Raw genomic sequence first — 26224 nt, 5'->3', positions numbered from 1 at the left:
AAGTTACTTCGTTTTCTTAACGTATTGTGTCAAAATCACAATATGTTGTCCTTCTACACGACCTTCTATTTGGTCGGCATTGTCCCAAACCAATTTAATGTTATGTACGGCTGCACCACGTTTTGCTGTAAAAGTCGCTCCTTTTACATCTAAATCTTTTATCAAAACAACAGAATCTCCGTCTTTCAGGATATTTCCATTACCATCTTTATGCACTATTTTACCTTCTTCGTCTTCTCCCTCGCCAGTAGCTGCTGCCCAAACTAAGGTTTCTTCGTCAAGATACATCATGTCTAACAAATCTTGTGGCCAACCTTCTGGTCGCAATCTATTTAGCATTCTCCAAGCCACAACTTGTACGGGTTTATTTTCGTTCCACATGCTGTCGCTAAGACATCTCCAATGATTAGGATCGGTTGTTGTGGTGTTTTCAATTTGGTTTTTGCAAGTAGTGCAAACCAAAACCGAATTGTCAACAGAGATAGCTTCTTCTTTGGTTAAATGTATTCTTAAATCGTCGTTAGAGCCACATAATTCACATTTTGAATCGCTTCTGTCGTATAATTTTTTTTCTATTGGAGTCATTGCCTTTTTTTATTAAAAAACCACTAATTCACAAATATTTAGTGTGTAAAATTTGTGAGTTAGTGGTTTTTATTATTTTTTAAAATTGATTATAAATTAAAAGATACACCTACATTAAATGTAAATTGGTTGTTGTAATATTTAAATCCATCATTATTTTTACTGTATTTTGCGATAGGAATTCCAGCTTCACCAAAAACACCAAAACCATCAGTAAAGAAATAACGGAAACCTGTGTGTGCACCAAAATTTCTTACTCCTAAATTTAATCCTGGATATACGTCCATTTTTTCATCAAGACCGATAACACTTCCTAAATTTACATTAAAACGGGCTTTTGCATCGATTCTGTCTATAAATTTTGGTTTGTTTTCTTCTATAGCAAATGTTGTTTCATTAACTGTCATATAGGTATTATTTGCAGACAACAAATAGCTTGTAGAAAAACCTACAGACATATTTTCGCCAACACCAAAATCTCCAGAAACAAAAATTCCTGTTCCGCCACTTTGAATATTTGCACCAACCTGCGCCTTAACATCTCCTTTTCCTTTGTATGCCTGTGCATTTGCTATACTTGCTGAAATAACAAGTAAAAGTGTAATAATTTTTTTCATCTTAAATATAAATTTTTAAATATTGGCAAATATAGAAAATCCATTTCAATGACAATAACAAAAAGCAATGACAAAAATCAATAAAAACATCAAATCTTATTTCTCCCATTTTCATTTGGGTATAAATCAGGTAAATTTTCGCTTTGCCAGAATTCTTTTGTATCCGCATCAAGAATTGTTAATGGACCAGCAAAAGCTGCTCCCGTATCTATATTCCAAATATTGGCTTTGTTTATAGGAATTGTTTCTCCAATTCTGGTAACGGGCGTGTGACCAATATAAATTTCTTTATATAATGTAAATCTTTTCGGATAATATTTATGAGTAGTTTCTAAGCTTTCGACTAATGCCAATGCGGTTTCCCAGAGCGTTCTGTCCCAATATAATAATTTAGGAAAATATTCAAAATGCACGCCATTCATATTTGTAAAACCCGCGTGAACAAACAGTTTATTATCTGAATCTAAATAATAATTTTGTAAAGATTTTAGGAACTGAATATGATTTTCTTTCGCTTCTTTTGAAACAGTCTGGTATGCTAAAACCGTAGCTTCTCCGCCATGTTTGTACCACATTTCTTGGTTAATATTCTCATTGTTGTTCACAAGCCAATCTAACAACAACTCGTCATGATTGCCTCGAAGAAATATACAGTAATGTGTTTTTTGTAAAGAAATTAAAAAATCTAAAACTTGTGGCGATTCGCTCCAACCATCTACATAATCACCTAGAAAAATTAATAAATCTTTTTTTGTGACTTTTGCTTTTTCTAAAATTTGCTGTAAAGCCCTTAATCCTCCGTGTATATCGCCTATTACTAATGTTCTCATTCTTGAATATTACAGGTGTAATTTACAAAAAAAAATGATTTTAAATATTTTTATTTTTTTGAAACTTTAACAAAATGTGAGGAAAAACCGTAAAATTTATTTCTGGAGAGGTTATAATTTTGAGAAAATTATAAAGCTAAAAAGAATGCTTTGTTTTTAAAAATAAATTATAACGAACTAATTACTAACCAAATACAACAGAAACTATGAAAACTATCATTTACACATTAGGAATTATTGCTTTATTACTAACATTTTCATCATGCACGGTAGAAGAAGTAATAGCGAATGCAACAAATCAAACAACTACAGAAGTAGGATCTGATATTGATCCGCCAATTCCAGCACCAAAACCAATGTAACATATAAAGATAAGAATAATCTTAATCATAATTCTAAAAATAGTAAATTTGATTTTATTTACTAATCATAGACTGTCTAGTTTGAAAAAAATAATTTTTATAATATTATTTCATTGTCTTTTCTTAAGCTGTAATCAGAAAGAAAAAAGTCAGGCATTAGAGTTAAACGACAACAATATAGATACTCTATTATCTAGATCATACAATTTCAAACTCGATAAGAAACAAAGGGACAAATATGCAAATCAGGTTTTATTAGTTTTAAGCAACAAAACAAACGATTCGACAACAAGACATTACTATTTTAAACTAGCAGGAAGACATTATAATCTTAATGAAAGTGAAAAATACCTAAATACATGTAGGGAAGTTTATGCTTTGTCGCAAGAAAGTAAAGATTCACTTGGCATGGCAAAAGCTTTACAATATATAGGTGATTACCACTATAATAAATTTACTAATGACAGTGCTTACTATTATTATAGCAAAGCTGAAAAGACCTATTTGCATTTAAAGAACAATGAAAATATAGACCGACTCAAGCTTTACAAAGCCAATATATTATTTTATGAAAAAGATTTTTCTGGTTGCGAAACAGCAGTTATAAATATTTTAAAAACTATAAAAAACAAGAAAGATATTCGATTATTATATGATTGTTATATCACTTTAGGAAATGCGCTCGAAGGAAGCAACAACACAAAACAAGCCTTAATTTACTACAATAAGGCAGACGAAATAACGAATCAGCTAAAAAATGATTTGCAATATTTATCGCTCAAAGCACAAACCTATAATTATTTAGGCAAAGTTTTTCAGAAAGAAAATAAGCATCAAAAGGCTATTTATCATTTCGAAAAAGCATTAGGATTTTCAAATTTTCGTAATAAAGAACCGTTGTTATATGCTAATTTAGTTAATAATTTAGGCTATTCTAAATTCAAATTACAAGATAAATCGGCTTTATCTTATTTAAATAAAGCACTACAAATAAGAGATAGTCTAAATAATATTCCCGGAATAGTATCTAGTAAAATAAATCTTTCGGAATATTATTTTAATGAAAATGACACCCCAAAAGCTTTGATATTTAGTACCGAAGCGAAAAAACTTGCGCACGATAATAAAATATTTGAAGACGAACTAAAATCGCTCGAGTTATTGGCTAAAATTGATATTAAAAATGTTTCTTTTTACAATAATCGATTTATGAAACTAACGGATAGCCTTCAGAATAATGAACGAAAAACACGTGATAAATTTGCGAGAATCGAATTTGAAACTGATGAAATTTTAAATCAGAAAAAAAATATTGAAGTCGAAAAGGAAAAAATCTCCTCCCAAAGATGGATAATTCTCGGTTTTAGTCTGTTTTTTATATTGGTTATAGCGTTGTTATATTTCGCAAAATTGCAACATGCTAAAAATAAAGAATTACAATTTGAGCAAGAACAACGAAAAGCAAATGAAGAAATTTATCAGTTAATGTTAGACCAACAAAGCAAAATTGATGAAGGACGACAAACCGAAAAAAAACGTATTGCACAAGAATTGCACGACGGAATCATGAGTAAACTAACCAGCACAAGGCTAAATTTGTTTATTCTTAGCAAAAAAACCGACGAAGAAACCATAAAAAAATGTCTTTTGCATATTGCCAATATTCAAAATATAGAAAAAGAAATAAGAGCCATTTCTCATGATTTAAATAAAGATATTTTTGACGGAAAAGACAGTTTCAAAACAATTATAACCGCTTTGTTTGATGATTTAAAAACCATTTCAGAAACAAATAGTCATATCGAAATAGATGATGATATAAATTGGGAAACCATCGAAACATCAACCAAAATGCATCTTTACAGAATATTTCAAGAAACATTGCAAAATATTCGCAAGTATGCAAAAGCCAATATTGTTACTGCCAATATAAGTAAAGACGAAAACCATATTTATATCGAAATAAACGACAACGGAATTGGGTTTAATGTGAAGAAAACAAAATCAGGAATCGGCCTAAAGAACATTCAATCTAGAACAACAATGATTAATGGAACATTAAACATCAAATCAAATGTAGGAAAAGGGACACAAATTAATTTGATTATCCCTACATAAATTGTATTTTAGCAACAGTTAATAAGCTTATGCAAACGAAATTAAAAATCCTAATGGTCGATGATCATCCTTCAATGATTGAAGGATACAAGATTATTTTGTCTTACAATAATTTAGGATTAGAAATCGAAACTACCGCAGCTTATAATTGCGAAAGTGCTTATAAAATAATCACTAATGTGTCTAATAAAATTTATTTCGACTTGGTTTTTCTAGATTATAGCTTACCTCCTTATGAGGAAATGCATATGAAATCTGGGAAAGACTTAGCCGTGTTAATCAAAATTCATTTACCTAATGCTAAAATAGTAATGCTAACTTCGCATACAGAAGCAATTTTACTCTATGACATCATTAGCAGTGTCGAACCAAACGGATTGTTAGTAAAAAGTGATTTTAGTGCCGAAGAATTACTTTCTGCCTTCGACAAAATAATGGAAGGCGAGATTTATCATAGTGCAACGGTAAATCATAATTTGAAAGAAATGTTTTCTCAAAAGAAGATTTTAGACCAGCAAAACAGACAAATCATCTCTTTGTTAGCACAAGGTATAAAAACAAAAAACTTACCAAGCTACCTGAACATTTCTATCAGTGCTATCGAAAAAAGGAAAGTAAATATTCGCTATTATTTCAATCTAAAAAAAGGAAGCGACGAAGATATTATCAGAGAAGCCAAAAGATTAGGCTTGGTATAAATTCTTAAAATTTCATACAAATTCACATCTAAACTTCTTCAGAGCAGTTTCTAATGCTCTAAATTTTTCGAACACAAACTTTAACAAAATGTGAGGAAAAACCGTAAAATTAGTTTTTGGATATGCTTTAATTTTACAAAATATCCCAATTATTTATTCAAATATAAAGACTATTACTAATCCTTAACCTTTTATATTATGATAAGACATATTCAAAATTTAGACACCCAAACTAAATATAGTTTGCTAATCACAACGTTTGCACTTGCCCTATTTGTAATGTTCGTTCTGAATGTTGCCATCTCAATCATTTATATGCTTGACTTAATAAAACAACCCGATTTTGAAACTATTTCAATGTCCGTTAGAGATGGTTATTATACGCTAAATGGCAAGAAAATAGGAGCCCCTATCTTTTTTAATATTATTGCGTTTTTTCTAGCATGGTTTCTAATGACATGTCACACGATAAAAAGCATTTATGAATTAGACTTTTTTTTAGATGATTTTAATAGTATTTAATAACTATGGTTTGTAAAACAAATTAAAATGCCACAGATTAAAAGGATTTTTTACCCATTTTTGTCCCCATAAAAAAACAACCTACAATCTCATACAATCTGTGGCAAAATTATTCACACTTTCTTAAGCAATTCAATTAAACTCTTGGTTCATTGTCGTATTTCATTTTTCTTAAAACACGCAAAGCTTCTTTAAAACTCAAATAAATTTGAGGATAAGGTTTTAACAAATGTTTGGCATCAATTAATTTTTGCTTCGCTTCATCAAATCCGTTAAGATGGCAAATCATGAGTGTCGATGGCAGATTCTCAAGATCTTTGTTATCTCTTTCGGTCAGTATAAAACCCTTTTCTATTTTTGAAATCAAAGATAAATTTGCGTTATAAATATGATACAACATTTTTTTATTGAATTCTGGCGGTTCAAACAGCATTTTGTTTTCTATCTTATAATAACCGTTATCAAAAAAGGTAATAGTTACTTTTTCTAATGGATAATAACTCGTTTTGTCGTTCAATCCAAGAGAAATATATTCGGTAATGGCAAAATGTTTGTCATCATACTCTATCGAAACTTCGTCTTGTGCCGAATAAAATAATTTAATTTGTTCGTTTATTAATTCGATATCAACTCTAGAAAAATAGGTTTCATTTTTTACTTTTTTCTTATTTCCAGACCAGCAAACCACAAACAATTCTTTAAAAACCTTATAATCGCTAAACATGTCTTTGTGGCGAATGTTTATAAAATCTAAAACACCTTCCAGCGTATAACCAATGCTATTTCTGGAATTATTTTCGATACTAATTACAGCTTCCGTATTTTGTTTAGAAAAAGAAATTTTATCTTCGGTAGGAACGGTATTACTTCCCACGCGTTTGAAAGTAGAATTAGCAACAATCGTATGAATTCCTTTTTTAAAAAATGATACTTTATTATTGGGTTTTATAGTAACCAATCCAACAACTTTATCTTTTGGAAGATTAGGAAACGGCACATTTTCGTATTGGATTTTTGGTGGATTTTCTAAAAAAGCATTTACCAAATTCTGAATCCTGCTATCATCAAAAAAATCGTCACCTACAATCTCATTATCAGAATCTTCAACCCCAACAACGATGTAAGAATTATTAGTAGGATTTGAGTTTGATAAAGCACAAATATGCTTCAAAAACTTTCCTTTTCCTTCGCGAGAATGCAAGTTTAACTGACGCTTTTTGTCATAAAAACTACACTCATCATTGTGAGCCAAAAGGTTTTTTATAAGGAGCCGTTTGTTTATCAAAACAGAAACATTTTTTTTATTTCTTAAAAATACACAAATACTATCACAAATCATCCTTAAAATTGAATGTTTCAAAGAAGTTTTAACCATTTTTTAACATCTTACTTCCAAAAAAAAATTCAATTTGCACACTAATAAAATACACCCTAAATTCACGGCTTTAAAAAAATAAAAATGGAAGAAAACACAACAACTTTAGACATTAGAGCAATTAATGAAAAAATTGAAAGAGAAAGTGCTTTTATAGATCTTCTCACCATGGAAATGAACAAAGTAATTGTTGGACAAAAACACATGATCGAACGTTTACTTATAGGACTTTTAGGTCAAGGGCATATTTTGCTTGAAGGCGTTCCTGGTTTAGCAAAAACTTTAGCCATAAACACATTATCGCAAGCTATCGAAGGTTCTTTTAGCCGTATTCAGTTCACGCCAGATTTATTGCCTGCCGATGTGGTGGGAACCATGATTTACAATATTAAAGCGAATGAATTTTCGATAAAAAAAGGACCCATTTTCGCAAATTTCGTCCTTGCCGATGAGATAAATCGTGCGCCAGCCAAAGTGCAATCGGCACTTTTGGAAGCCATGCAAGAAAAGCAAGTAACCATTGGCGACACTACTTTCAAATTAGAAAGACCATTTTTAGTACTTGCAACACAAAACCCAATCGAACAAGAAGGAACTTATCCTTTGCCAGAAGCACAAGTCGATCGTTTTATGCTTAAAACAGTTATCGATTATCCAAAAATGGAAGACGAGCGCATGGTAATTCGACAAAATCTAAACGGTGGTTTTGCAAAAGTAAATCCTGTTGTTTCTGTAGAACAAATTGTTCGTGCGCAAGAAGCAGTTCGTGAGGTTTATATGGACGAAAAAATCGAAAAATATATTTTAGATATTATTTTTGCCACACGTTATCCAGAAAAATACAAATTAGAATCTTTAAAACCACTTATTGGTTTTGGAGCATCACCACGTGGAAGTATCAATTTGGCTAATGCAGCAAAATGCTACGCTTTTATAAAACGTCGTGGTTATGTTATTCCAGAAGATGTTCGCGCTGTTGTTCATGATGTATTGCGTCACAGAATTGGAATTACATACGAAGCAGAAGCAGAAAATGTAACTTCAGTCGATATTATCAACAAAATCGTAAACGAAATAGAAGTTCCTTAAAAGCAATAAAGCAAAAGTAATTAACATTGTTGCCTTTAAAAAATGGATACAAAAGAACTCTTAAAAAAAGTCAGAAAAATAGAAATTAAAACCCGAAGATTGAGCGATCATATCTTTTCGGGCGAATACCATACATCTTTCAAAGGACGCGGAATGACTTTCTCAGAAGTGCGTCAATATCAATATGGCGATGACATTCGTGCTATCGATTGGAATGTAACCGCGCGATATAACGAAGCGCATGTCAAGGTTTTTGAAGAAGAACGTGAACTCACAATGATGCTCATGGTCGATATTTCTGGTTCAGAAAGTTTCGGAACAAAAAATCAACTAAAAAGCGAAATTGTAACCGAAATTGCCGCAACAATGGCGTTTTCGGCGACTCAAAATAACGACAAAATAGGTTTGATTTTATTTACAGATGAAATCGAATTGTATATTCCGCCTAAAAAAGGAAAACCACATGTTCTTAGAATTATCCGTGAACTAATAGAATTTAAGCCAAAAAGCAATAAAACAGATATTTCTCAAGCTTTAAAATTCTTGTCTGGAACACAAAAAAAGAAAGCCATCGTTTTTATGATTTCCGATTTTATTACAGATGATGATTACGAAAAAACATTAAAAATTGCTGGTAAAAAACATGATATTACTGGTGTTCGCGTGTATGATGTTCGCGAAGAAAAAATGACAAACATAGGTTTGGTTGCCATGCAAGATGCCGAAACTGGTAAAACACAATGGATAAATACAAATTCTAAAAGTGTTCGTTTTGAATATGAAAAGTATTATAACGAAAAAGTAAATTATTTTAAAGACATATTTTCAAAATGCGGTTCAGGAACCGTAAGCACAAGAGTCGACGAAAGTTATGTTACAAAATTATTAGGATATTTTAAATCGAGATAAAAAACCTGTCTGGTTTAACAAATTAAAATGAAATTAAAACTATACATATTACTATTTATTTCGACTTCAATTTTTGCTCAAAAAGTCGAAACATCTATCGATACTACTAAAAATAAAATTGGTGCACAATTTACATTAACACTAAAAGCTAAAGTAAAACCAACTTCGAAAGTTGTATTTCCAAAAGCAACAAATTTCGGAAGTTTAGAAGTTATCGAATCTTATCCGATAGATACCATCAAAGATAACGACAAATTTGAGTTAATTAAAAAATATGGATTAACACAATTCGATTCTGGGAAATATGTGATCCCAAGAATTCCAGTTTTAATAGATAGAATTCCAGTTTTTTCAGATAGTATAAAAGTGGAAGTTTTTAATATCAAAGTCGATACATTAAAACAAAAAATGTATGACATCAAACCTATTATTTTAGTAGAAAAACCAATGGGCAATTGGTGGAAATACCTTTTAGGTTTTCTATTGTTTTTAGGTTTAGGGTTTCTAGGCTATTTCCTTTGGAAAAAATACCGAAAAGTACCCGAAAAAGTGATTGTATATAATTCTCCAATCGAAAAAGCAACGAGTTTATTGCAATTATTAGAACAAAAACATTTGTTAGAAAAAGGCGAAATCAAAGAATATTATTCGGAACTAACGGATATTGCTCGTGATTATATCGAAGAAGCAATTGAAATTCCAGCCAAAGAAAGTACAACATCAGAACTTATTTTGGCACTTAGAGCAGCATCGACCAAGAAAAAAATGAAACTTTCTAAAGAAACATTATTAAGTCTTGAAAAAGTTTTAAAACAAGCCGATTTAGTAAAATTTGCCAAAGTAAAACCACTTGATTTCGAAATTGCTGATGACAGAGAAAAAATCGAAAAAACGATTGTAATACTTGATAAATCTATTCCCGTTGTAGTTGATGAAAACAGTAAAAAATGGGAATTACAGCAACAAGAAATCAAACTTAAAAAAGAACAAAGAAAGAAGAAGATGACTTTTGCTGGCGTATGCGCCGGAATAATAGCTTTACTACTAACTTATACGATTACCACAAAAGGTTTCGATTATGTGATAAACGGATTTTCAGGATATTCCACCACCGAATTATTGGAAGGAAATTGGATAAAAAGTGATTACGGAAATCCATCGGTAATGATAGAAACGCCAAAAGTATTAACCCGTTTAGATACTAAAAAAGCAATCCCAAATGATGCGATGGCACTCATAAAAGATATGCAAATGTTTGGTTACGGAAGCTTAATCGAAGAGTTTAACATCATTGTTTCAACAATTCAATTCAAAAAAGACACACAAATAGATTTAACCGAATCGCTCAACGGAACGATTCAAACATTAGAATCTCAAGATTGTCAAAACATAGTTGTAAAACAAGAGGAATTCACTACTGATAAAGGTATTAAAGGAATAAAAGGTTACGGAACGTTTAGTCATAAAAGGCACAAAATGTATTACGAAATCCTCTTATTTAGCCAATCTGGAGGATTACAACAAATTATGATGGCGCACAAAGAAGGCGACGAAAATGCAGAAAAAATTTCCGAACGAATGTTAAATTCTGTCGAATTACAAATCACGAATTAGTATGACCAATATCACTTTTTTAAATCCAGAATTTTTTTGGTTGTTTTTACTACTTCCATTTGCTATGGGCTGGTATTTCTTCAAACGAAAAGAAGAAAAACCAACATTAAAAATAAGTTCATTACAAGGTTTTAAAGCATCACAATCAGTTTTACCAAAACTAAAACCAGTATTGTTTGCCATGCGATTGTTGGCCTTAAGCGCATTAATTGTTGCAATGTCAAGACCAAGAACGGTCGATGTGAGTAACAAAAGAAATGTTACTAACGGGATAGATATCGTAATGGCAATAGATCTTTCGAGCAGTATGCTTGCCAAAGATTTTAAGCCAAACCGAATGGAAGCGCTAAAAGAAGTGGCGGCTAGTTTTGTTGAAGCCCGTCCAAATGACAGAATAGGAGTCGTAGTTTACACCGCTGAAGCTTATACGAAAACGCCTGTTACTAGCGACAAAGCAGTTGTGTTAGATGCAATAAACACAATCAAATACGACAATGTTTTGCAAGACGGAACAGGAATCGGAATGGGATTGGCAACCGCTGTAAATCGTCTAAAAGACAGTAAAGCCAAAAGTAAAGTGATTATATTAATGACCGATGGTGTAAACAATGCAGGATTTATAGAGCCTGTTACAGCATCAGAATTTGCAAAAGAATTTGGTATTAAAGTATATTCTATCGGAATAGGAACAAACGGAAACGCACCATTCCCCTACGCATTGGCGCCAAACGGAGGGTTTTTGTATAAAATGATGCCTGTAGAAATAGATGAGCAACTCATGAAAGATATTGCCAAAAAAACAGGTGGAAAATATTTTAGAGCACAAAACAATTCTAGTTTAGAAAATATTTATAACGAAATAAATAAATTAGAAAAAACCGAAGTCGAAGATTTAAAATTTGTTAATTATGATGAAAAATACCGACCATTAGTTTGGCTCGCTGGATTATTATTATTGATAGAAATTATATTACGAAACACCATTTTTAGAAGTTTTATTTAAGAAAAGATGTACGAATTAGACGAATCAAAATATTTATACTTATTATTTCTACTGCCTATTTTGGCTGCAATTTTCTTATATGTTGAATTCTGGAAAAGAAAAAAACAAAGAGAATTTGGCGATTTAGAATTAGTAAAAAAATTAAGTCCAGAGAAATCAAATTTTAAACCCGCATTAAAGTTTGGTGTTATTTTATTAGGATTATCTATGCTTATTTTAGGATTAGTTAATCCAAAAATTGGGACTAAAGTCGAAAAAGTAAAACGAGAAGGAATAGATATTGTTTTTGCAATTGATGTTTCTAAAAGTATGTTAGCCGAAGATATCGCACCAAACAGATTAGAAAAAAGCAAGCAAGTCGTATCTCAAATTATCAATAATTTAGGAAGCGACCGCATAGGAATTATTGCTTACGCAGGAAGTGCATTTCCGGTTTTGCCCATTACAACCGATTATAATGTTGCCAAAATGTTCTTGCAAAGTATGTCTCCAGATATGGTTTCGTCACAAGGAAGTAACCTTGATGAAGCTATAAAACTTTCAGGGAAATATTTTGAAGGAAGCCCGAACACGAGCAAGCTAATGATTATGATTTCCGATGGAGAAGATCATTCCGAAGGAGCAGAAAGCGCCGCAGAAGAAGCCAAGAAAATAGGTATGAAAATTATAACTATTGGAGTAGGAACAACAGCTGGCGGACCAATTCCAAATAAGAAAAATGGTGTAATCGAAAGTTTTCATCGAGACAAAAGCACGGGCGAAGTTGTAGTTACTAAATTGCGCCCAGAATCATTAGAAGCTATTGCGAAAGCAGCAAAAGGCGGTTATACAAACGGAAATAACACGAAAGAAGCAGTAAGTTTTATCAAAAAATCACTCAATAATATTCAGAAAACAGAATTCGATGCTACAGAAGTAGCTAGTTTTCAAGCGCAATTTCAATGGTTTTTAGGAATTGGATTTTTCTTATTATTGTTAGACGTTTTTTTATTGGAAAGAAAAACAAAATGGGTACAAAAATTGAATTTATTTAACGAGAAAAAGAAAGATTAATATGAAAAATATCATTTTAATATTGATGTCGTTTTTTTCTATATCAATATTTTCACAGAAAAAAGATTTCGATTTGCCTCAAGCTAACGAAGAATATGTAAAAAAAGAATATGCTTCAGCAGAGTCAAATTACAGAGTTTCTAAAGCAAATAACGAAAAAAGAGCTACCGCTTCTTATAATTTAGGTAATGCTATTTATAAACAAAACCAACCAACGGAAGCAAAATATGCTTATTCGAAAGCGATAGAAAACGCAAAAGGAAAGCAACAAAAATTTAGTGCTTTTCATAATATTGGCAATGTTTTTATGAAAGAAAAAGATTATTCAAAAGCAGTAGACGCTTATAAAAATGCGCTAAGAAATAATCCAAAAGATGAGCAAACAAGATATAATTATGCTTTAGCCAAAAAAATGCTGAAAGACAATCCTCCTAAAAAAGACGACAAAAAGAAGGACGATAAAAAAGATAAAGACAAAAAGGACGAACCAAAAGACGACAAAAAAGACAAGCCAAAAGAAGGTGATGATAAGAAAGATGACAAAGAAAAGCCTAAAGATGACAAACAAAAGGAGCAGCCAAAACCACAACAAGGTGGTGCAAATCAGGAAAGAATGAAAAATTTGTTAGATGCAGTAAATAACGAAGAAAAGAAAACACAAGAAAAAGTAAACGGGAAAAAAGCAAAAGGAAAACCTGTCGAAACCGATAAAGATTGGTAGATTTAGCCCAAAATCTGTTAAACGATTAAACAAGAAATGAAGAAATACCTTATTATATTACTATTAACCTGTCAAGGGATTTTTGCTCAAGTGCAATTCGTAGCGCAAGTAAGCAAAAATTCGTTGGGTATCAACGAGCGTCTTCGCATCGATTTTGTGATGAATGATGATGGTGATAATTTTAGCGCACCAGCCTTTGAAGGATTCAAAATCATAGGTGGTCCAAACCAATCAACGAGTTACCTTTGGGTTAATGGTCGAAAATCATTCGAAAAAACTTATTCTTATTATTTATCACCTACAAAAAAAGGAACTTTTATAATCAAACCAGCTTCTATCGAAATAAACGGACAAGTTTACAAAACCAATCCAATAAAAATCACAGTAGGAAATGCCGTTGCCGAAGAAAGAGATCCTTACAATCCATATTATCAGCAACAACAGCAACAACAACCTCAGGCTTATGCAGGAAAAAGTGGTGTTCAGTTGGTGGCAGAAATTTCTAATCCAAATCCGTATTTAAACGAACCAATTACGGTAGTTTACAAAATATACGTGAGCAATCGCTCGGCAGTTGGCGGTTGGCAAGTAACGAACAATCCTAAATACAATAATTTTTGGAGTCAGAATATCGATGTAAAACAACTTCAAATTCAGCAAGGAAAGTTCAAAGGAGAAGATTACCGATATGCTGTTCTTAGAAAAACAGTTCTTTATCCACAAAAATCTGGGAAATTAGAAATCGAACCTCTAACATTAGATGTTGAAGTCGAAGTTCCATCAAATGAAGTAGACTTTTTTGGAAGACCAATTATGACTACTTCAAATAAAAAAATATCGGCTGGTGCCAAAGTTATTAATGTAAAACCATTGCCCGAAGCAGGAAAACCAGAAGATTTTACTGGAGCAGTTGGAAGTTTTGATTTTAAAGTTACTCCATCAAAAACCAAATTAAAAAACGGCGAATCTCTCGATTTGAATGTTGTTGTTTCTGGAAAAGGAAATCTAAAATTATTTACTTTACCCAAACCTATTGTGCCGAGTTCGTTAGAAATGTACGATCCTGTGCATAAAGAAAATGTAACCACGCCACTTTCGGGAATGACGGGAAGCATTTCGGATTTATACACTATAATTCCACAATATAAAGGCAATTATCCTATACAACCGCTTACTTTTTCGTATTTCGATTTAGCAACAAAAACCTATAAAACAATTACTTCAAAAGAAATAAATATCGAAGTTCTTGATGGCCCAACAGTGGCAAATAACGATGCCGTTGCAAGTAATAATACCAATAAAACAAAAGTTGCTTCAAACGCTACTTTCGGATTTATAAAACTCAAAACAGTATTATCGGATATTAAAAATACAGACTTTTTAGGCTCGGGATTGTTTTACGGATTGTTGTTCTTCCCGTTTTTATTAATACCAACAATCATGATAATTCGTAAGAAAAAAGAAGCGATAGATGGTGATGTTGTTGGAAACAGAATTAAATTATCTAACAAATTGGCTAAAAAATATTTATCGGAAGCCAACAAGCAAATTGCAAATAAAGAACCGTTTTATATTGCTTTAGAAAAAGCTATGCACAACTTCTTGAAAGCAAAATTACATATCGAAACTTCAGAAATGAGCAAAGACAAAATAACCGAAATTCTGTTGTCTAGAAATGCAAGTCCAGAATCTGTAAGCAGTTTTATAGCTTTGACAGAAAATTGCGAATTGGCAAGATATGCGCCGTCAACAAGCGTAACGATTCAACAAGATTATGACAAAGCGGTTGAAATAATATCAATTTTAGAAAAACAAATTTAATAATTGATAATGAATAATTTACAATTGATAATTTTTTAAAATCCGTAAAAATCCGCGTTTTCGATTTATCGAATCCGTGAAATCCGCGTTCCAAAATGAAAAAAACACTCTATATATTCCTACTAATCACCCAAACATTTTGGGCGCAAACTGCTTTCGATAAAGGAAATAATTTGTACCAAAAAGGGAATTACCAAGAAGCGATAATCGTTTACGAAAGTGTTGTAAAATCAGGACAACAATCGGCAGAATTGTATTTTAACTTAGGAAATTGTTATTATAAATTAAACAAAGTTGCGCCAGCAATTTTTAATTTCGAAAAGGCTTTGTTGCTAAATCCTAACGATTCTGAAATTCAAAACAACTTAGCTTTTGCACAAAAAATGACCATCGATGAAGTTATAGAAGTGCCCAAAGTAGGTTTTGCAAAAATAATACGAGATTTTACTTCAAGCTTTCATTATGACACTTGGGCTTGGATAGCCATTGTTTTTTCGGTATTGTTTTTAGTGTGTTTTGTAGGTTATTATTTTTCGAATACAACAACACTAAAAAGAGTTTTCTTTGCTTCGATGGTTTTTGTATTACTGTTTACAATGATGAGTTTTTTTGCAGGATTTTTCGAAAAAAACCAAAGCAATAATGACAGACCAGCTATTGTTTTTGCAGATACTACATCAGTAAAAAGCGAGCCAAAATCATCAGCTCAAGATGCTTTTGTATTGCATGCAGGAACTAAAGTTTTTGTTTTAGAAAGTTTAAATAATTACAAAAAAATACAGCTTTTAGACCTAAAACAAGGTTGGATAGAGAAAAGTGCTATTAAAGAATTGAAATAGAAATAAAAATCGCTGCCATTAGTAATGACAGCGATTTTTTTTGATTGTATCAAACGGGAATTAAATAGTTGTTATTCTATTCTTTGGCTTCGTATTTAACTTTAGCTATATCAACTCTTATTTCTTCTAATCGTTTAGCTACATTTTCTGGCATTTCTTTTTGGTATCTACCACCTAGAATTCCTGCTAAGAATTTTTCGGTTTCTGCATACATTGCCATGCTATTTACAGGCTTACGAAAACCGTGTCCTTCGTCATTGGCTAATAAGTAACCTACTTGTTTTCCTTTGTCTCTTAGAGATACTACTATTTGATCCGCTTCGGCTTGTTTTACTCTTGGATCATTAGCCCCTTGAATAATTAATAACGGCTTCACTATTTTGTGTGCGCTAAATAATGGGCTAGATTCCTGAATTCTTTTTTTGCCTTCTTCTGTATTTGGGTCTCCGGTCATTTTGTATAAAGACGCTCTGAATGATTCCCAGTAAGCTGGTACACTCTCTAAAAGGGTGAAAATATTTGATGGTCCCACGATATCTACTCCACAAGCATAAACATCAGGAGTAAAGGCAAGACCAGCAAGAGTTGCATAGCCACCATAACTACCACCCATAATGGCTACTTTGTCTTTATCGGCTATCCCTTTTTTAATTAGGTGTTTTACTCCCCAAGTAATATCATCTTGCATTAATTTACCCCATTGTAAATCTCCAGCATTTAAGAATTTTTTTCCATAACCGCCACTAGCTCTAAAGTTAGGTTGCAGTACAGCATAACCTCTATTCGCTAAAAATTGGGCTATCGAGTTATAACCCCAATTATCTCTAGGTCCTTTAGGTCCACCGTGAACCAATATAACAACAGGAAGGTTTTTTCCTTTGCTGCCAACAGGAACGGTTAAGTAAGCAGGGATTTCTAAACCATCACTACTTTTATAAGTAATAGGCGTCATAGGTGACAAATATTGCTCTACTTCTTTTAATTTTGGTCTTGGAGTGTATTGAAACACTAATTCCTTAGTTTCGGTATTAAAATAATATATATCTGAGGCATATTTATCACCATAGGTTGTAATTAGCATTTTCTTTTCATCTTTAGAGACACTAGCAAAACCAATTTCTCTATTTGGAAATTTAGCAGTTAAGAATTTATAATTCGCTTCCCAAGTTTTGTTTCTCCAATATCTTCTAATTTTATTGTCAGTATACGAAGTTGAAATCACTTCTTTTGTTAAATCACTTACAGATAAACCACCAAAATCAACCTTTTTTAATGGGTCGCTTTCCACCAAAGTCATTTTTTTAGTAGCAAGATCTAACAAGAAAAGAGTTGACAGGTTTAAATCGCCTTTGTTTGTAACAATATAAGCTTGTTTGTTGTCTTTGCTCCAAGAAGTAATATAAGCAGATTCACTAACTGAGAAATCATATATTGGTTCTAATTTGTTTTCTGGGTTAATTTGATACATGATGCTGTTTCCTTTCTCGTCAGTCTTTCTTAAAACTCTTAGTTTTTCATCCCAATCAAAATTATAACCCGTAATTCTTTCTGTGTTTTCGTAAACTTTTTTCAACTCCCCAGTTGATATTTTTAACGAATACAAATCGTGCCAAGCTTTATCTCTGTCGTTTATACTAACGTATAGTAAATCGGCATCTTTTTTACTAACTAAGTCAATTCTTGCAGTGACATCCTTTAATGGAGTAAGATTTCTAGATTCAGGCACGCCTGATGAAGCAACATCCATTGGATTTACAACAAAAATATTCATATTTTCCTCTCCGCTTTTGTCTTTTACATACAAAATGTATTTTCCGTCTTCTGACCAGAAATAACCACTCATTGGTCTTTTACTGTCAGTCAATGGTTTTGCTTTTTCAAAAGGCTCATCGAACTTTTTTACCCAAATGTTCATGATGCCTTCGTACTCTTTCAAAAATGAAATCCATTGCCCATTTGGGCTTAATTGTCCTCCAGTAATTTCTGGATTACCAAAAAATAATTCTCGATCTAAAATCGGGTTGGTTTGCGCATTCGAATTCCAAATGGTGGAAAACAGCAATGCTAAAAAAAGTAGCTTTTTCATTTAATTGTTTGTTTATATTGTTATTGCATTGTAAAGTTAGACATTTTTGTAAAAAAAATGTTACATAATTTAGAAATTAAATTATGTAACATTTTAAAAATCAATATTTTAATTATTTCGCATTTTCAGATAGACCTTCTTCTTTTTTATCAAAACTGTCAGCTTTTAATTTTAAATCCTTAAACCAATCTGTTAAAACAGGAAGCATAGCCTCCGAAATTTTAACACACGGATTAAAAAGCAGAGAATTTTCCTGTGTTTCTTTAGAAACAATCATATCGTTTATATTTACTTTCTGAAACAAGCTCAATACAATTCCAATGAGCAAAGCGGTTTTAATCGTTGCAAAAAGTCCTCCCGCCAAAGTATTTGCCCAACCTAAAAAAGCAAAACTTACAATTCCTGTAAAAACTTTAGCTAACAAATGTATAGCAACTACAACAAGCAATAAAGTAAGAATAAATGCCGAAACCTGAATAGTTTTAGGAGACCAAGAAACCAGTTTTGTTAAAAAATCACTCATGATATACGAAAATTTGACCGCAACAAAAATTCCGACAAAAAACGAAATCAAAGAAGCTAATTCTACAAAAAGTCCATTTTTGAAACCTTTATAAAATCCGAAAACTAATAATGCGCCAAGAACAATATCTATAATTCCCATAAATTTATTTTTATCAAATATATCAAAATTGTTTATTACAAGTACAACTCACTATCTTTGCAGTCAAGAAATTTTGTTTTTAGAATTAAAATCTAACACGAGCGTCAGCGAACTGGCGAAGCAAATCTAAAATCTAAAATTCAAATGTCAAGAGATATACAACTCAAAGAACGCTGGGAACAGCTTGTAAAAATATTATCAGATCAGTTTTCGCAAGGAGAAGATTTAGATTTAGATGCCATCATTTATCTAATTGGCGTACAAGAATTAGGGAAATTTCATCAAACTTATAAAAAAGACGAAAAACTAAATCTAATGCATATTGCCATTTGTCGTTTGCTAGAACCTTATGGTTACTACGAATTCGAATTTTTCGATAGCGATGGTTGGCCACATTATAAAGTAAAAGAAGAATTACCACCACTAAAAGCGGGAGAACAATCGGTGCTTATGAAAGATGCTATTGTAAATTACTTTTTAGAGAAAAAATTGATCGAATAAAGAAATTTGACCACAGATAACGCGGATTAAACGGATTTGTACCGATTTTATATTTTAACATAGAAAGAATCCGTGAAAATCCGTTTAATCTGTAAAATCAGTGGTCTAAAAAATTATGCACGAAGCAAATAAAACATTAAATTTGCACCTTTATTACCTGAACGATGACAGACAAGATTAAAGAATACATTGCCGAAGCAAAAGCTTTTTCGACACAAAACAAAGAAAAACTCGAGGAATTCCGAATCAAATTCTTAGGAAGCAAAGGATTAGTCAAAGATATTTTTGCCGAATTCAAAAACGTACCAAACGATCAGAAAAAAGAATTTGGGCAAGTAATTAATTTGCTAAAAACCATTGCCGAAGAAAAGGTAAAAACTATTCAGGAAGAATTAGAAAGCAAAGAAGAAATAAAAAGCTTCTATGGCGATTTGTCACGACCTTCAGAACCAATAAAAATAGGCTCTCGTCACCCAATATCATTGGTAAAAAACCAAATAATCGATATTTTTTCTAACATAGGATTCAACGTTTCCGAAGGACCAGAAATCGAAGACGATTGGCATAATTTTACCGCATTAAACCTGCCAGAATATCATCCAGCGCGTGACATGCAAGACACGTTTTTTATACAAACAAATCCAGATATTTTGTTGCGTACGCATACCTCATCGGTGCAAGTTCGTTATATGGAAAACAATAAACCGCCTATAAGAACCATTTCTCCAGGGCGCGTTTTTCGTAACGAAGCCGTTTCGTCGCGTTCTCACTGTATTTTCCACCAAGTGGAAGGATTATATATAGACAAAGACGTTTCCTTTGCCGATATGAAGCAAACTTTGCTTTATTTTACCAAAGAAATGTTCGGGAAATCGAAAATCCGACTACGCCCATCATACTTCCCGTTTACCGAACCAAGTGCCGAAATAGATATTTATTGGGGACTAAAAACCGAAACCGATTACCGAATCACAAAAGGAACCGGTTGGCTAGAAATAGGTGGTTGCGGAATGGTAGATCCTAATGTCTTAAAAAATTGTGGTATCGAACCAGACGAATTCAACGGATTTGCCTTCGGAATGGGAATCGAAAGAATCGCTATGCTACTCTATCAAATAGGCGATATCAGAATGTTTTACGAAAATGATGTTCGTTTCCTAGAGCAATTCAAATCAAATATTTAGATTTAAGAATACAATGAAATCCGACATTAACATACCAACCGTAGAAAACGTTTTCCTAGCCGCAATCCAAGAATGGAGTGACGACTTTATGGAAAAAATCTGGAATATTTATCTAATAAATGATTCCGATTTTCAGCTCGATGGTGTCATGTTAGTCTCGAAAGCTTTTGGAACTATTGATGGAGAAATGAAAAAAACTTCGTCGCTTCGCCACGCATTTGTAGAAGTACCACCAGTTTCTGTAAAAAAAGTCGAAATGATAGAAAAAAGTGTCCTCAAACTTAACAATGAGTTTATGGTAACTTACTTTATTGGTAACACTTTGTACGATAAGAAATTTATTTTCAAAACTAATTTCGCAAACGATAATCCACTCGAGGAAGTCCCGATTTTGTTTGTAGATGGCGTGATTGTAAGGTAAATCGATATTTTACATCACCATCAAATTACAACCACGAATATCCGAATTATCGAAACGTCCTAAAACCTCGAACGTATTATTTGCGTATTCTTTCCCTAAATCCTGTGTTGCAATAAAGGAACAGGAATTTATATTGGCTAAATCAATCACATTAATGCCACCTGTTTTTCCAGTTTCAACGTAAGTTAAAGCGTCTTCGGTATCACGAACTAGGATTTGCATCCAATTAGGACATTCAAAAACACCATTCCCGAGCGAATAAGCTTGCGAAAGTAATTCTGTCATTCCGTACTCAGAATGTATCGCATTTACACCAAAACCATCGCAAAGTTGCTCGTGCAATTCTTCTCGAATCATTTCTTTGCGTTTGCCTTTCATACCTCCAGTTTCCATGACAATGGTATTTTTAAGATTAAATTTCTGTTTTTCAATCAAATCCAACAAAGCATAAGTCACGCCAATAAGGATTACGTTTTGTCCTTCATTATCTAAAGCAATAAGTTTTTGGATTAGTTCTTCGTGATTGTGCAGATAAAAATCACTATCCGAATTTTTTGATAGCTTTATTAAATCATCGACCATATAAATTAGCGAAGAACCTTCGCGTTCTAAATACGATGGAAGCAATGCCAAAACCACATAATCTTCTATGTTTCCGTAAAACTGTGAAAATGCATTGCGATAACTGTCTTCATACAAAGAAACATCGGTAACCAAATGTTTGCTGGTAATCATTCCTGTGGTTCCGCTACTACTAAAGGTAGCTTCAATAGGATTTGAATTTGAAAGAACGGTATGACTTTTAAAAAACTGAATAGGTAAGAATGGAATTTGTTGTATCGTTTTTACTTTATGAACTTCGGTTTTTAAGTAATTGCAAAATTCATGATACACTCTATTGTTTTCGTATTGATAACGAAAAACTTTCAAAGCGATTTTTTCAAATTGCTTCTGATTTGAAATACTAAATATATCGGTTGAAGAAATCAAGTTTTTTTTACAAAAGTACATAAAATAAAAAAGCTCCAACGTGAATTGGAGCTTTCTAATATATTTTAAAACGAATTACTCGATAACTAATTTTCTAGTAGCTGTTTTACCTTCTTCAGTAACTTTTACTACATAAACACCTTTTGCAAGATTTGCAACATTTACTGGCGCATTTGTAACTTTTTCAGAAAGAACTACTTTTCCTAAAACATTATAAATTGCTACAGTTTTTGCTTCAAAACTATCAGAAGCAATGTTTAAAACGTTTTTAGCAGGATTTGGATATATTTTTAATCCTGAAATTTCTTTGTTGCTTTTTAAATTTAATGTTGCTCCTGTTATGGCTACATTATCAAAATACCACTTTCCATTACTCCCATTATAACCACCACCTTGCACTTGTTCGTATTGTGTACCACCGCTAGGATTAAAAATAGATACAATTCTAAAAGCAAAGTTTGGGTTGTTGTCACAACTTGCCGGGAAGTTTAAAGTTACAGGCAAGAAACCAGAAGTTAGTCCGCCAGCATTGTTACTCAAAATAATCCAAGTACTACCATTGGTGGTATATTCATACTGTTGCCATTTTGATGATTGGTTATGACCATACGTGTCAAAAGTAACGCTTATACCTGTATAGCCACTAGTACTCGTAGCAAACCTAATTCCCGCAGTTCCTGACCCAACATTTACAGCTGGAAAATCTGCAAAAGCTAATGCTTGTGTTCCTCCATTATTAACATAAGAAGAACTTCCAGTTCCTCCAACAAAACTTAAGATTCCAACTCCCGTTGATGCATTGGTATTGCTAGAATTAAAATTCCAAGATACAATTCCTTGTGCGTTTGTACTCATTGCTACGATGAGTGCTAATAATAAGTAGATTTTCTTCATATTTTTTTAATTAGAATTTAGAATTCTAAAATTAGAATTTATAAAACAAGTAAAAGAATAAACTCGTTTAATGGTAATAAATTATCGATACAATGTTATATGTACAAAAAAGCCTAACTAAATTTAGTTAGGCTTTTTTTAAATATTTTAGTTAAGTAAGATTACTCGATAACTAATTTTCTAGTAGCTGTTTTACCTTCTTCAGTAACTTTTACTACATAAACACCTTTTGCAAGATTTGCAACATTTACTGGCGCATTTGTAACTTTTTCAGAAAGAACTACTTTTCCTAATACATTATAAATTGCTACAGTTTTTGCTTCAAAACTATCAGAAGTAATGTTTAATAAGTTTTTTACTGGGTTAGGGTATATTTTTAGACCTGAAATAGCATCGAAACTGTTTCTAGATAATATTGTTACATTTCCAGAAATTGCAACATCATCAATGCTATTAGAACCAGTAGTTGCTTCAGCATTCCAACCGTAAAATCTAAATGTTACTGCAGTTGTTAGCCCTGTAAAACTTGCCCCGCTTAAGGTAATTGTACTTCCATTTTGACCAGTTGTGGTTGCATCTAAAACTCTAAAGAAAATATTTCCTGTTTCAACCGACAACTCTGTATTTGCAGGACTTATTGAAGCTGGAAGATTAGCCGCATAACCATCAGCACTAGATCTAACTGAATACGTTCTAACTCCAGTTCCTGATCTTTGGTGTCTAAATGTAACACCTGTTAAATTATAGGTTGTTCCAGCATTTGGTGTAACTGTAACTTCCATATAATTTGTCAGGTCAATTAATCCCACTAAATTAGCATAAACATTATCAGAAGGAGTTGCTCCAAGAGGTTGGTCGGTAAACGAGAAACGACCAGTCCCAGTCGAGTTAGTTGCAACAGGATTCACTGCGGAAAAAGAACCAAATGTCATACCTGCAGCCGTAGGAACAGGAGTTGGGTCAGTTAGACCAGACGTAGTTGTAACAGAAGCAAAAGTATAAGTTCCTGTAAAAACCTGTCCAAAAGACAAAGTACAAGCTAATAAAGTTCCTAATAAGTAAATTTTTTTCATTTTTTTCTATTTTTTAAATTTTGGACTACAAAGATAGTAAGTAATTTCTTTAAGATAAAAGAAACTTATGTAAATAAAACATTAAATTTTAAAATTCGTAAATAATCAATTACTTGATTATTAGCTTTCTGGTAGCACGTTGCTCCCCTTCTTTAATTTTTATAATATAGACACCTGGAGAAAGTGAGGATACATTCAATTCTTTAGTCGAAATTGTGAGTTGCATGACACGTTTTCCTAACACATCAAAAATTTCTACATCCTTAGGTTCCGTAGTTTTTGAGGTGATATATACACGCCCGTTTCCTACCGGATTTGGGTATACATTTAGATTGTCAAACTGTTGTTCTTGGTTTTTTATTGCCGATGACGATTGCTTCCCGTCTTGAGCTAAAGCGCTCAACGAAAACAAAAGACTGAAAAATGTAATATAAAGGTAGTTTTTCTTCATCGAAATGTATAATAATGTAAAGGTATGAAATTAATTCAAATACTGTACCAAAAAAATATCAATTATTTGTTAAGACTTTTAAGTACTCTATTTCTATTATACAAGTTTTAAATCTGTCTTCTTTTTTGCTTATATTTGTTTGAACTAAAACAAAAAAAATGTACGAATTTATTCAAAAATTTCACTCTGGCTGGGCATATCTAGCCTTATTACTTCTAGTTGTAGCGGTTGCAAACAGCATTTTGGGATTCTTTTCTAAAAGAGAATTTACTTCAAAAGATAAGAAAATCGCATTATTTGCACTTATAGTAACACACGTACAACTTACCGTAGGGTTGGTATTATATTTTCTGTCACCATTGGGTTTGTCAGCATTTGGAGACATGAAAAATGCGGCTTTGCGACTAACCTCGTTAGAGCATCCCTTAACTAATATTATAGCGATTGTATTAATTACAATAGGTTGGTCTAAACATAAAAAAATAGTAGAAAGTACCCCTAAATTTAAAGCATTTACAATATTTTATGGTTTGGGATTATTACTTATATTAAGTAGAATTCCGTGGTCATTGTGGTTCTAATAATTTAAAAAAGTCTTATTTATTAAGACTTTTTTCTTTTTGGGTATGGTATTTGACAAGTGTGTAATAATAATTAATTAAAATTATGATGAAAGATAAATTTTTTCTGGTAATTACCACAACAATAGCAGCGATACTAATTTCTAATTTTTCGTTCAAAAAATTCGAAAAACAATCTTTTTCTACAAGACCAGTTCAAGACACTGTCAAGGTTGATTCGATTGCAATAGATAGTTTACTTATAGAAGGTGATTTCACGTATAAACTATACAAAAAGAAAGCCCACGCTTCTTATTATGCTAAAAAATTTCACGGAAAGCGTACTGCAAGTGGCGCTCGTTTCGACAATAACAAACTCACGGCTGCACATAGAAAATTTGCTTTTGGAACCATATTGCGTATTACAAATGAGCGCAACGGAAAACATGTCATAGTTACAGTAACCGATCGAGGTCCTTTTGTAAGAGGCCGGGAAATAGACTTATCCCGACGCGCATTCATGCAAATAACGTCTAATAAAGGCGGCGGAGAAACATCGGTAACTATCGAAGTGATGAAGAAAAAATAGTTTTTACCAACTCCCGAAAGGATTATTACTCAAATAAGCATTGTAATATTTATTATCACCAGTAACTTCTTGACCCAACCAATTTGGTTTTTCGAAACTTTCATTTTCGGCAGATAGTTCTATTTCCGCAATAATCAAACCGTTATTTTCTCCAGCAAAAACATCAACTTCATACGTGTGTTTTCCTGACGGAATTTCGTATCTAATTTTGTCAATCACACCGTTTTCACAAATAGGCAATAGTTTTTCGGCTTCCGCTAATGGGATTTCGTTTTCCCATTCCAACCTTGTCGTTCCTGAGTCGTTTCCTTTGCCTTTTATAGTCAAAAACCCTTTGTTCGCTTTAATTCTTACACGAACCGTTCGCTCAGGATTAGAATTCAAATAACCTTGCACGATTCTGTTTTTGGCAACAGCCAAAGCGATAAAATCATTATTTAAAACTAAAAATTTACGTTCTATTTCTATCATTTTTCAGGAGCTATTTCCAGCTATTCATTACAATCTTTTGCTTTTTAAAGAAAAAAGCAAAAGGATTTTCATTACACCCGAGCCTGAAAGTGCGAACTGGCGAAGCAATCTGGGCTATGGGTTTCGTTACCAAAGATATGATTTTAAACTCCATCTGTCATTCCGACCAAGGAGGAATCTCATA

At 32.4% G+C, this 26224-nt stretch carries 28 protein-coding genes; 17 read left to right on the top strand and 11 right to left on the bottom strand.

What is annotated here, in order from left to right; translation table 11 throughout:
• Positions 1-3 precede the first annotated feature (3 nt).
• The 3 genes from BM053_RS06185 to BM053_RS06175 form a co-directional block, all read right to left on the bottom strand.
• On the bottom strand, positions 4-585 hold the full coding sequence (locus tag BM053_RS06185) for a PhnA domain-containing protein (protein WP_091475222.1): 582 nt from the start codon (positions 583-585) through the stop codon (positions 4-6).
• 89 nt (positions 586-674) lie between these two features.
• Positions 675-1202, bottom strand: coding sequence for a DUF6646 family protein (locus BM053_RS06180; protein ID WP_091475220.1), 528 nt, complete (start codon positions 1200-1202; stop codon positions 675-677).
• 89 nt (positions 1203-1291) lie between these two features.
• On the bottom strand, positions 1292-2032 hold the full coding sequence (locus tag BM053_RS06175) for a metallophosphoesterase (protein WP_091475218.1): 741 nt from the start codon (positions 2030-2032) through the stop codon (positions 1292-1294).
• A gap of 206 nt (positions 2033-2238) precedes the next feature.
• On the opposite strand from BM053_RS06175, the gene BM053_RS12150 reads away from it, so the two are divergent.
• The 4 genes from BM053_RS12150 (at position 2239) to BM053_RS06160 (ending at position 5732) form a co-directional block, all read left to right on the top strand.
• Complete coding sequence (locus BM053_RS12150; RefSeq protein WP_167357308.1) at positions 2239-2394, top strand: hypothetical protein; 156 nt, start codon at positions 2239-2241, stop codon at positions 2392-2394.
• Positions 2395-2475: 81 nt separating this feature from the next.
• Positions 2476-4512 (top strand): ATP-binding protein, encoded by a 2037-nt coding sequence (locus BM053_RS06170; RefSeq protein WP_091475216.1) that lies wholly within the window; start codon positions 2476-2478, stop codon positions 4510-4512.
• 29 nt (positions 4513-4541) lie between these two features.
• Positions 4542-5210 (top strand): response regulator, encoded by a 669-nt coding sequence (locus BM053_RS06165; RefSeq protein ID WP_091475215.1) that lies wholly within the window; start codon positions 4542-4544, stop codon positions 5208-5210.
• Between the two features lie 198 nt (positions 5211-5408).
• Entirely contained in the window at positions 5409-5732 is a 324-nt protein-coding gene (locus BM053_RS06160; RefSeq protein WP_143076467.1) for a hypothetical protein, read from the top strand.
• 136 nt (positions 5733-5868) lie between these two features.
• Here the strand turns inward: BM053_RS06160 and BM053_RS06155 are convergent, their stop codons facing one another.
• Entirely contained in the window at positions 5869-7017 is a 1149-nt protein-coding gene (locus BM053_RS06155; protein ID WP_167357307.1) for an ATP-binding protein, read from the bottom strand.
• A 174-nt stretch (positions 7018-7191) separates the two neighbouring features.
• Here BM053_RS06155 and BM053_RS06150 point away from each other — a divergent pair, with 174 nt between their 5' ends.
• The 8 genes from BM053_RS06150 (at position 7192) to BM053_RS06115 (ending at position 16156) form a co-directional block, all read left to right on the top strand.
• Positions 7192-8196 carry an AAA family ATPase gene (locus BM053_RS06150; RefSeq protein ID WP_091475207.1) on the top strand — a complete coding sequence of 335 codons (1005 nt, stop codon included), beginning with the start codon at positions 7192-7194 and terminating at the stop codon, positions 8194-8196.
• Between the two features lie 42 nt (positions 8197-8238).
• Positions 8239-9105: a DUF58 domain-containing protein gene (locus BM053_RS06145; protein WP_091475205.1), complete on the top strand. Its 867-nt coding sequence runs from the start codon at positions 8239-8241 to the stop codon at positions 9103-9105.
• A gap of 27 nt (positions 9106-9132) precedes the next feature.
• Positions 9133-10719, top strand: coding sequence for a hypothetical protein (locus BM053_RS06140; protein ID WP_091475203.1), 1587 nt, complete (start codon positions 9133-9135; stop codon positions 10717-10719).
• Position 10720: 1 nt separating this feature from the next.
• Positions 10721-11722, top strand: a complete 1002-nt coding sequence (locus BM053_RS06135; RefSeq protein ID WP_091475201.1) for a vWA domain-containing protein — start codon at positions 10721-10723, stop codon at positions 11720-11722.
• Positions 11723-11728: 6 nt separating this feature from the next.
• The gene (locus tag BM053_RS06130; protein ID WP_091475198.1) at positions 11729-12775 is read left to right on the top strand and encodes a VWA domain-containing protein; all 1047 of its coding nucleotides are present in this window, start codon (positions 11729-11731) and stop codon (positions 12773-12775) included.
• Between the two features lies 1 nt (position 12776).
• Positions 12777-13496: a tetratricopeptide repeat protein gene (locus BM053_RS06125; RefSeq protein WP_091475195.1), complete on the top strand. Its 720-nt coding sequence runs from the start codon at positions 12777-12779 to the stop codon at positions 13494-13496.
• 36 nt (positions 13497-13532) lie between these two features.
• Positions 13533-15317 (top strand): BatD family protein, encoded by a 1785-nt coding sequence (locus tag BM053_RS06120; RefSeq protein WP_091475192.1) that lies wholly within the window; start codon positions 13533-13535, stop codon positions 15315-15317.
• Between the two features lie 95 nt (positions 15318-15412).
• Positions 15413-16156, top strand: a complete 744-nt coding sequence (locus BM053_RS06115) for a tetratricopeptide repeat protein (protein ID WP_091475189.1) — start codon at positions 15413-15415, stop codon at positions 16154-16156.
• A gap of 76 nt (positions 16157-16232) precedes the next feature.
• Here the strand turns inward: BM053_RS06115 and BM053_RS06110 are convergent, their stop codons facing one another.
• On the bottom strand, positions 16233-18242 hold the full coding sequence (locus BM053_RS06110; protein ID WP_091475187.1) for a S9 family peptidase: 2010 nt from the start codon (positions 18240-18242) through the stop codon (positions 16233-16235).
• A 112-nt stretch (positions 18243-18354) separates the two neighbouring features.
• Positions 18355-18906, bottom strand: a complete 552-nt coding sequence (locus BM053_RS06105; RefSeq protein WP_091475185.1) for a CvpA family protein — start codon at positions 18904-18906, stop codon at positions 18355-18357.
• 144 nt (positions 18907-19050) lie between these two features.
• Here BM053_RS06105 and BM053_RS06100 point away from each other — a divergent pair, with 144 nt between their 5' ends.
• From BM053_RS06100 to BM053_RS06090, 3 genes are all read left to right on the top strand, one after another.
• Positions 19051-19407: a hypothetical protein gene (locus tag BM053_RS06100; RefSeq protein ID WP_091475183.1), complete on the top strand. Its 357-nt coding sequence runs from the start codon at positions 19051-19053 to the stop codon at positions 19405-19407.
• 164 nt (positions 19408-19571) lie between these two features.
• The gene (pheS, locus tag BM053_RS06095) at positions 19572-20591 is read left to right on the top strand and encodes a phenylalanine--tRNA ligase subunit alpha (protein ID WP_091475181.1); all 1020 of its coding nucleotides are present in this window, start codon (positions 19572-19574) and stop codon (positions 20589-20591) included.
• 13 nt (positions 20592-20604) lie between these two features.
• Positions 20605-21012 (top strand): hypothetical protein, encoded by a 408-nt coding sequence (locus BM053_RS06090; RefSeq protein ID WP_091475179.1) that lies wholly within the window; start codon positions 20605-20607, stop codon positions 21010-21012.
• Between the two features lie 9 nt (positions 21013-21021).
• Here the strand turns inward: BM053_RS06090 and BM053_RS06085 are convergent, their stop codons facing one another.
• From BM053_RS06085 to BM053_RS06070, 4 genes are all read right to left on the bottom strand, one after another.
• Positions 21022-22002 (bottom strand): LuxE/PaaK family acyltransferase, encoded by a 981-nt coding sequence (locus BM053_RS06085; RefSeq protein WP_167357306.1) that lies wholly within the window; start codon positions 22000-22002, stop codon positions 21022-21024.
• Positions 22003-22077: 75 nt separating this feature from the next.
• The gene (locus BM053_RS12145) at positions 22078-22896 is read right to left on the bottom strand and encodes a T9SS type A sorting domain-containing protein (protein WP_167357305.1); all 819 of its coding nucleotides are present in this window, start codon (positions 22894-22896) and stop codon (positions 22078-22080) included.
• Between the two features lie 161 nt (positions 22897-23057).
• Positions 23058-23969 carry a T9SS type A sorting domain-containing protein gene (locus BM053_RS06075; protein WP_091475175.1) on the bottom strand — a complete coding sequence of 304 codons (912 nt, stop codon included), beginning with the start codon at positions 23967-23969 and terminating at the stop codon, positions 23058-23060.
• A 109-nt stretch (positions 23970-24078) separates the two neighbouring features.
• On the bottom strand, positions 24079-24420 hold the full coding sequence (locus BM053_RS06070; RefSeq protein ID WP_091475173.1) for a T9SS type A sorting domain-containing protein: 342 nt from the start codon (positions 24418-24420) through the stop codon (positions 24079-24081).
• Positions 24421-24578: 158 nt separating this feature from the next.
• On the opposite strand from BM053_RS06070, the gene BM053_RS06065 reads away from it, so the two are divergent.
• Positions 24579-25001: a hypothetical protein gene (locus BM053_RS06065; RefSeq protein ID WP_091475171.1), complete on the top strand. Its 423-nt coding sequence runs from the start codon at positions 24579-24581 to the stop codon at positions 24999-25001.
• A gap of 85 nt (positions 25002-25086) precedes the next feature.
• A complete protein-coding gene (locus BM053_RS06060; RefSeq protein ID WP_091475169.1) occupies positions 25087-25569 on the top strand; it encodes a septal ring lytic transglycosylase RlpA family protein in 483 nt (160 codons plus the stop codon).
• Positions 25570-25572: 3 nt separating this feature from the next.
• Here BM053_RS06060 and BM053_RS06055 read toward each other — a convergent pair whose 3' ends face one another.
• Entirely contained in the window at positions 25573-26040 is a 468-nt protein-coding gene (locus tag BM053_RS06055) for a CYTH domain-containing protein (protein ID WP_091475167.1), read from the bottom strand.
• Between the last annotated feature and the right edge of the window lie 184 nt (positions 26041-26224).

This window comes from Flavobacterium swingsii, from assembly GCF_900111965.1.
In the GTDB taxonomy this organism is placed as follows: domain Bacteria; phylum Bacteroidota; class Bacteroidia; order Flavobacteriales; family Flavobacteriaceae; genus Flavobacterium; species Flavobacterium swingsii.
Note: the sequence above shows the minus strand (reverse complement) of the source record. Positions and strands in the feature narration are given on the sequence as shown.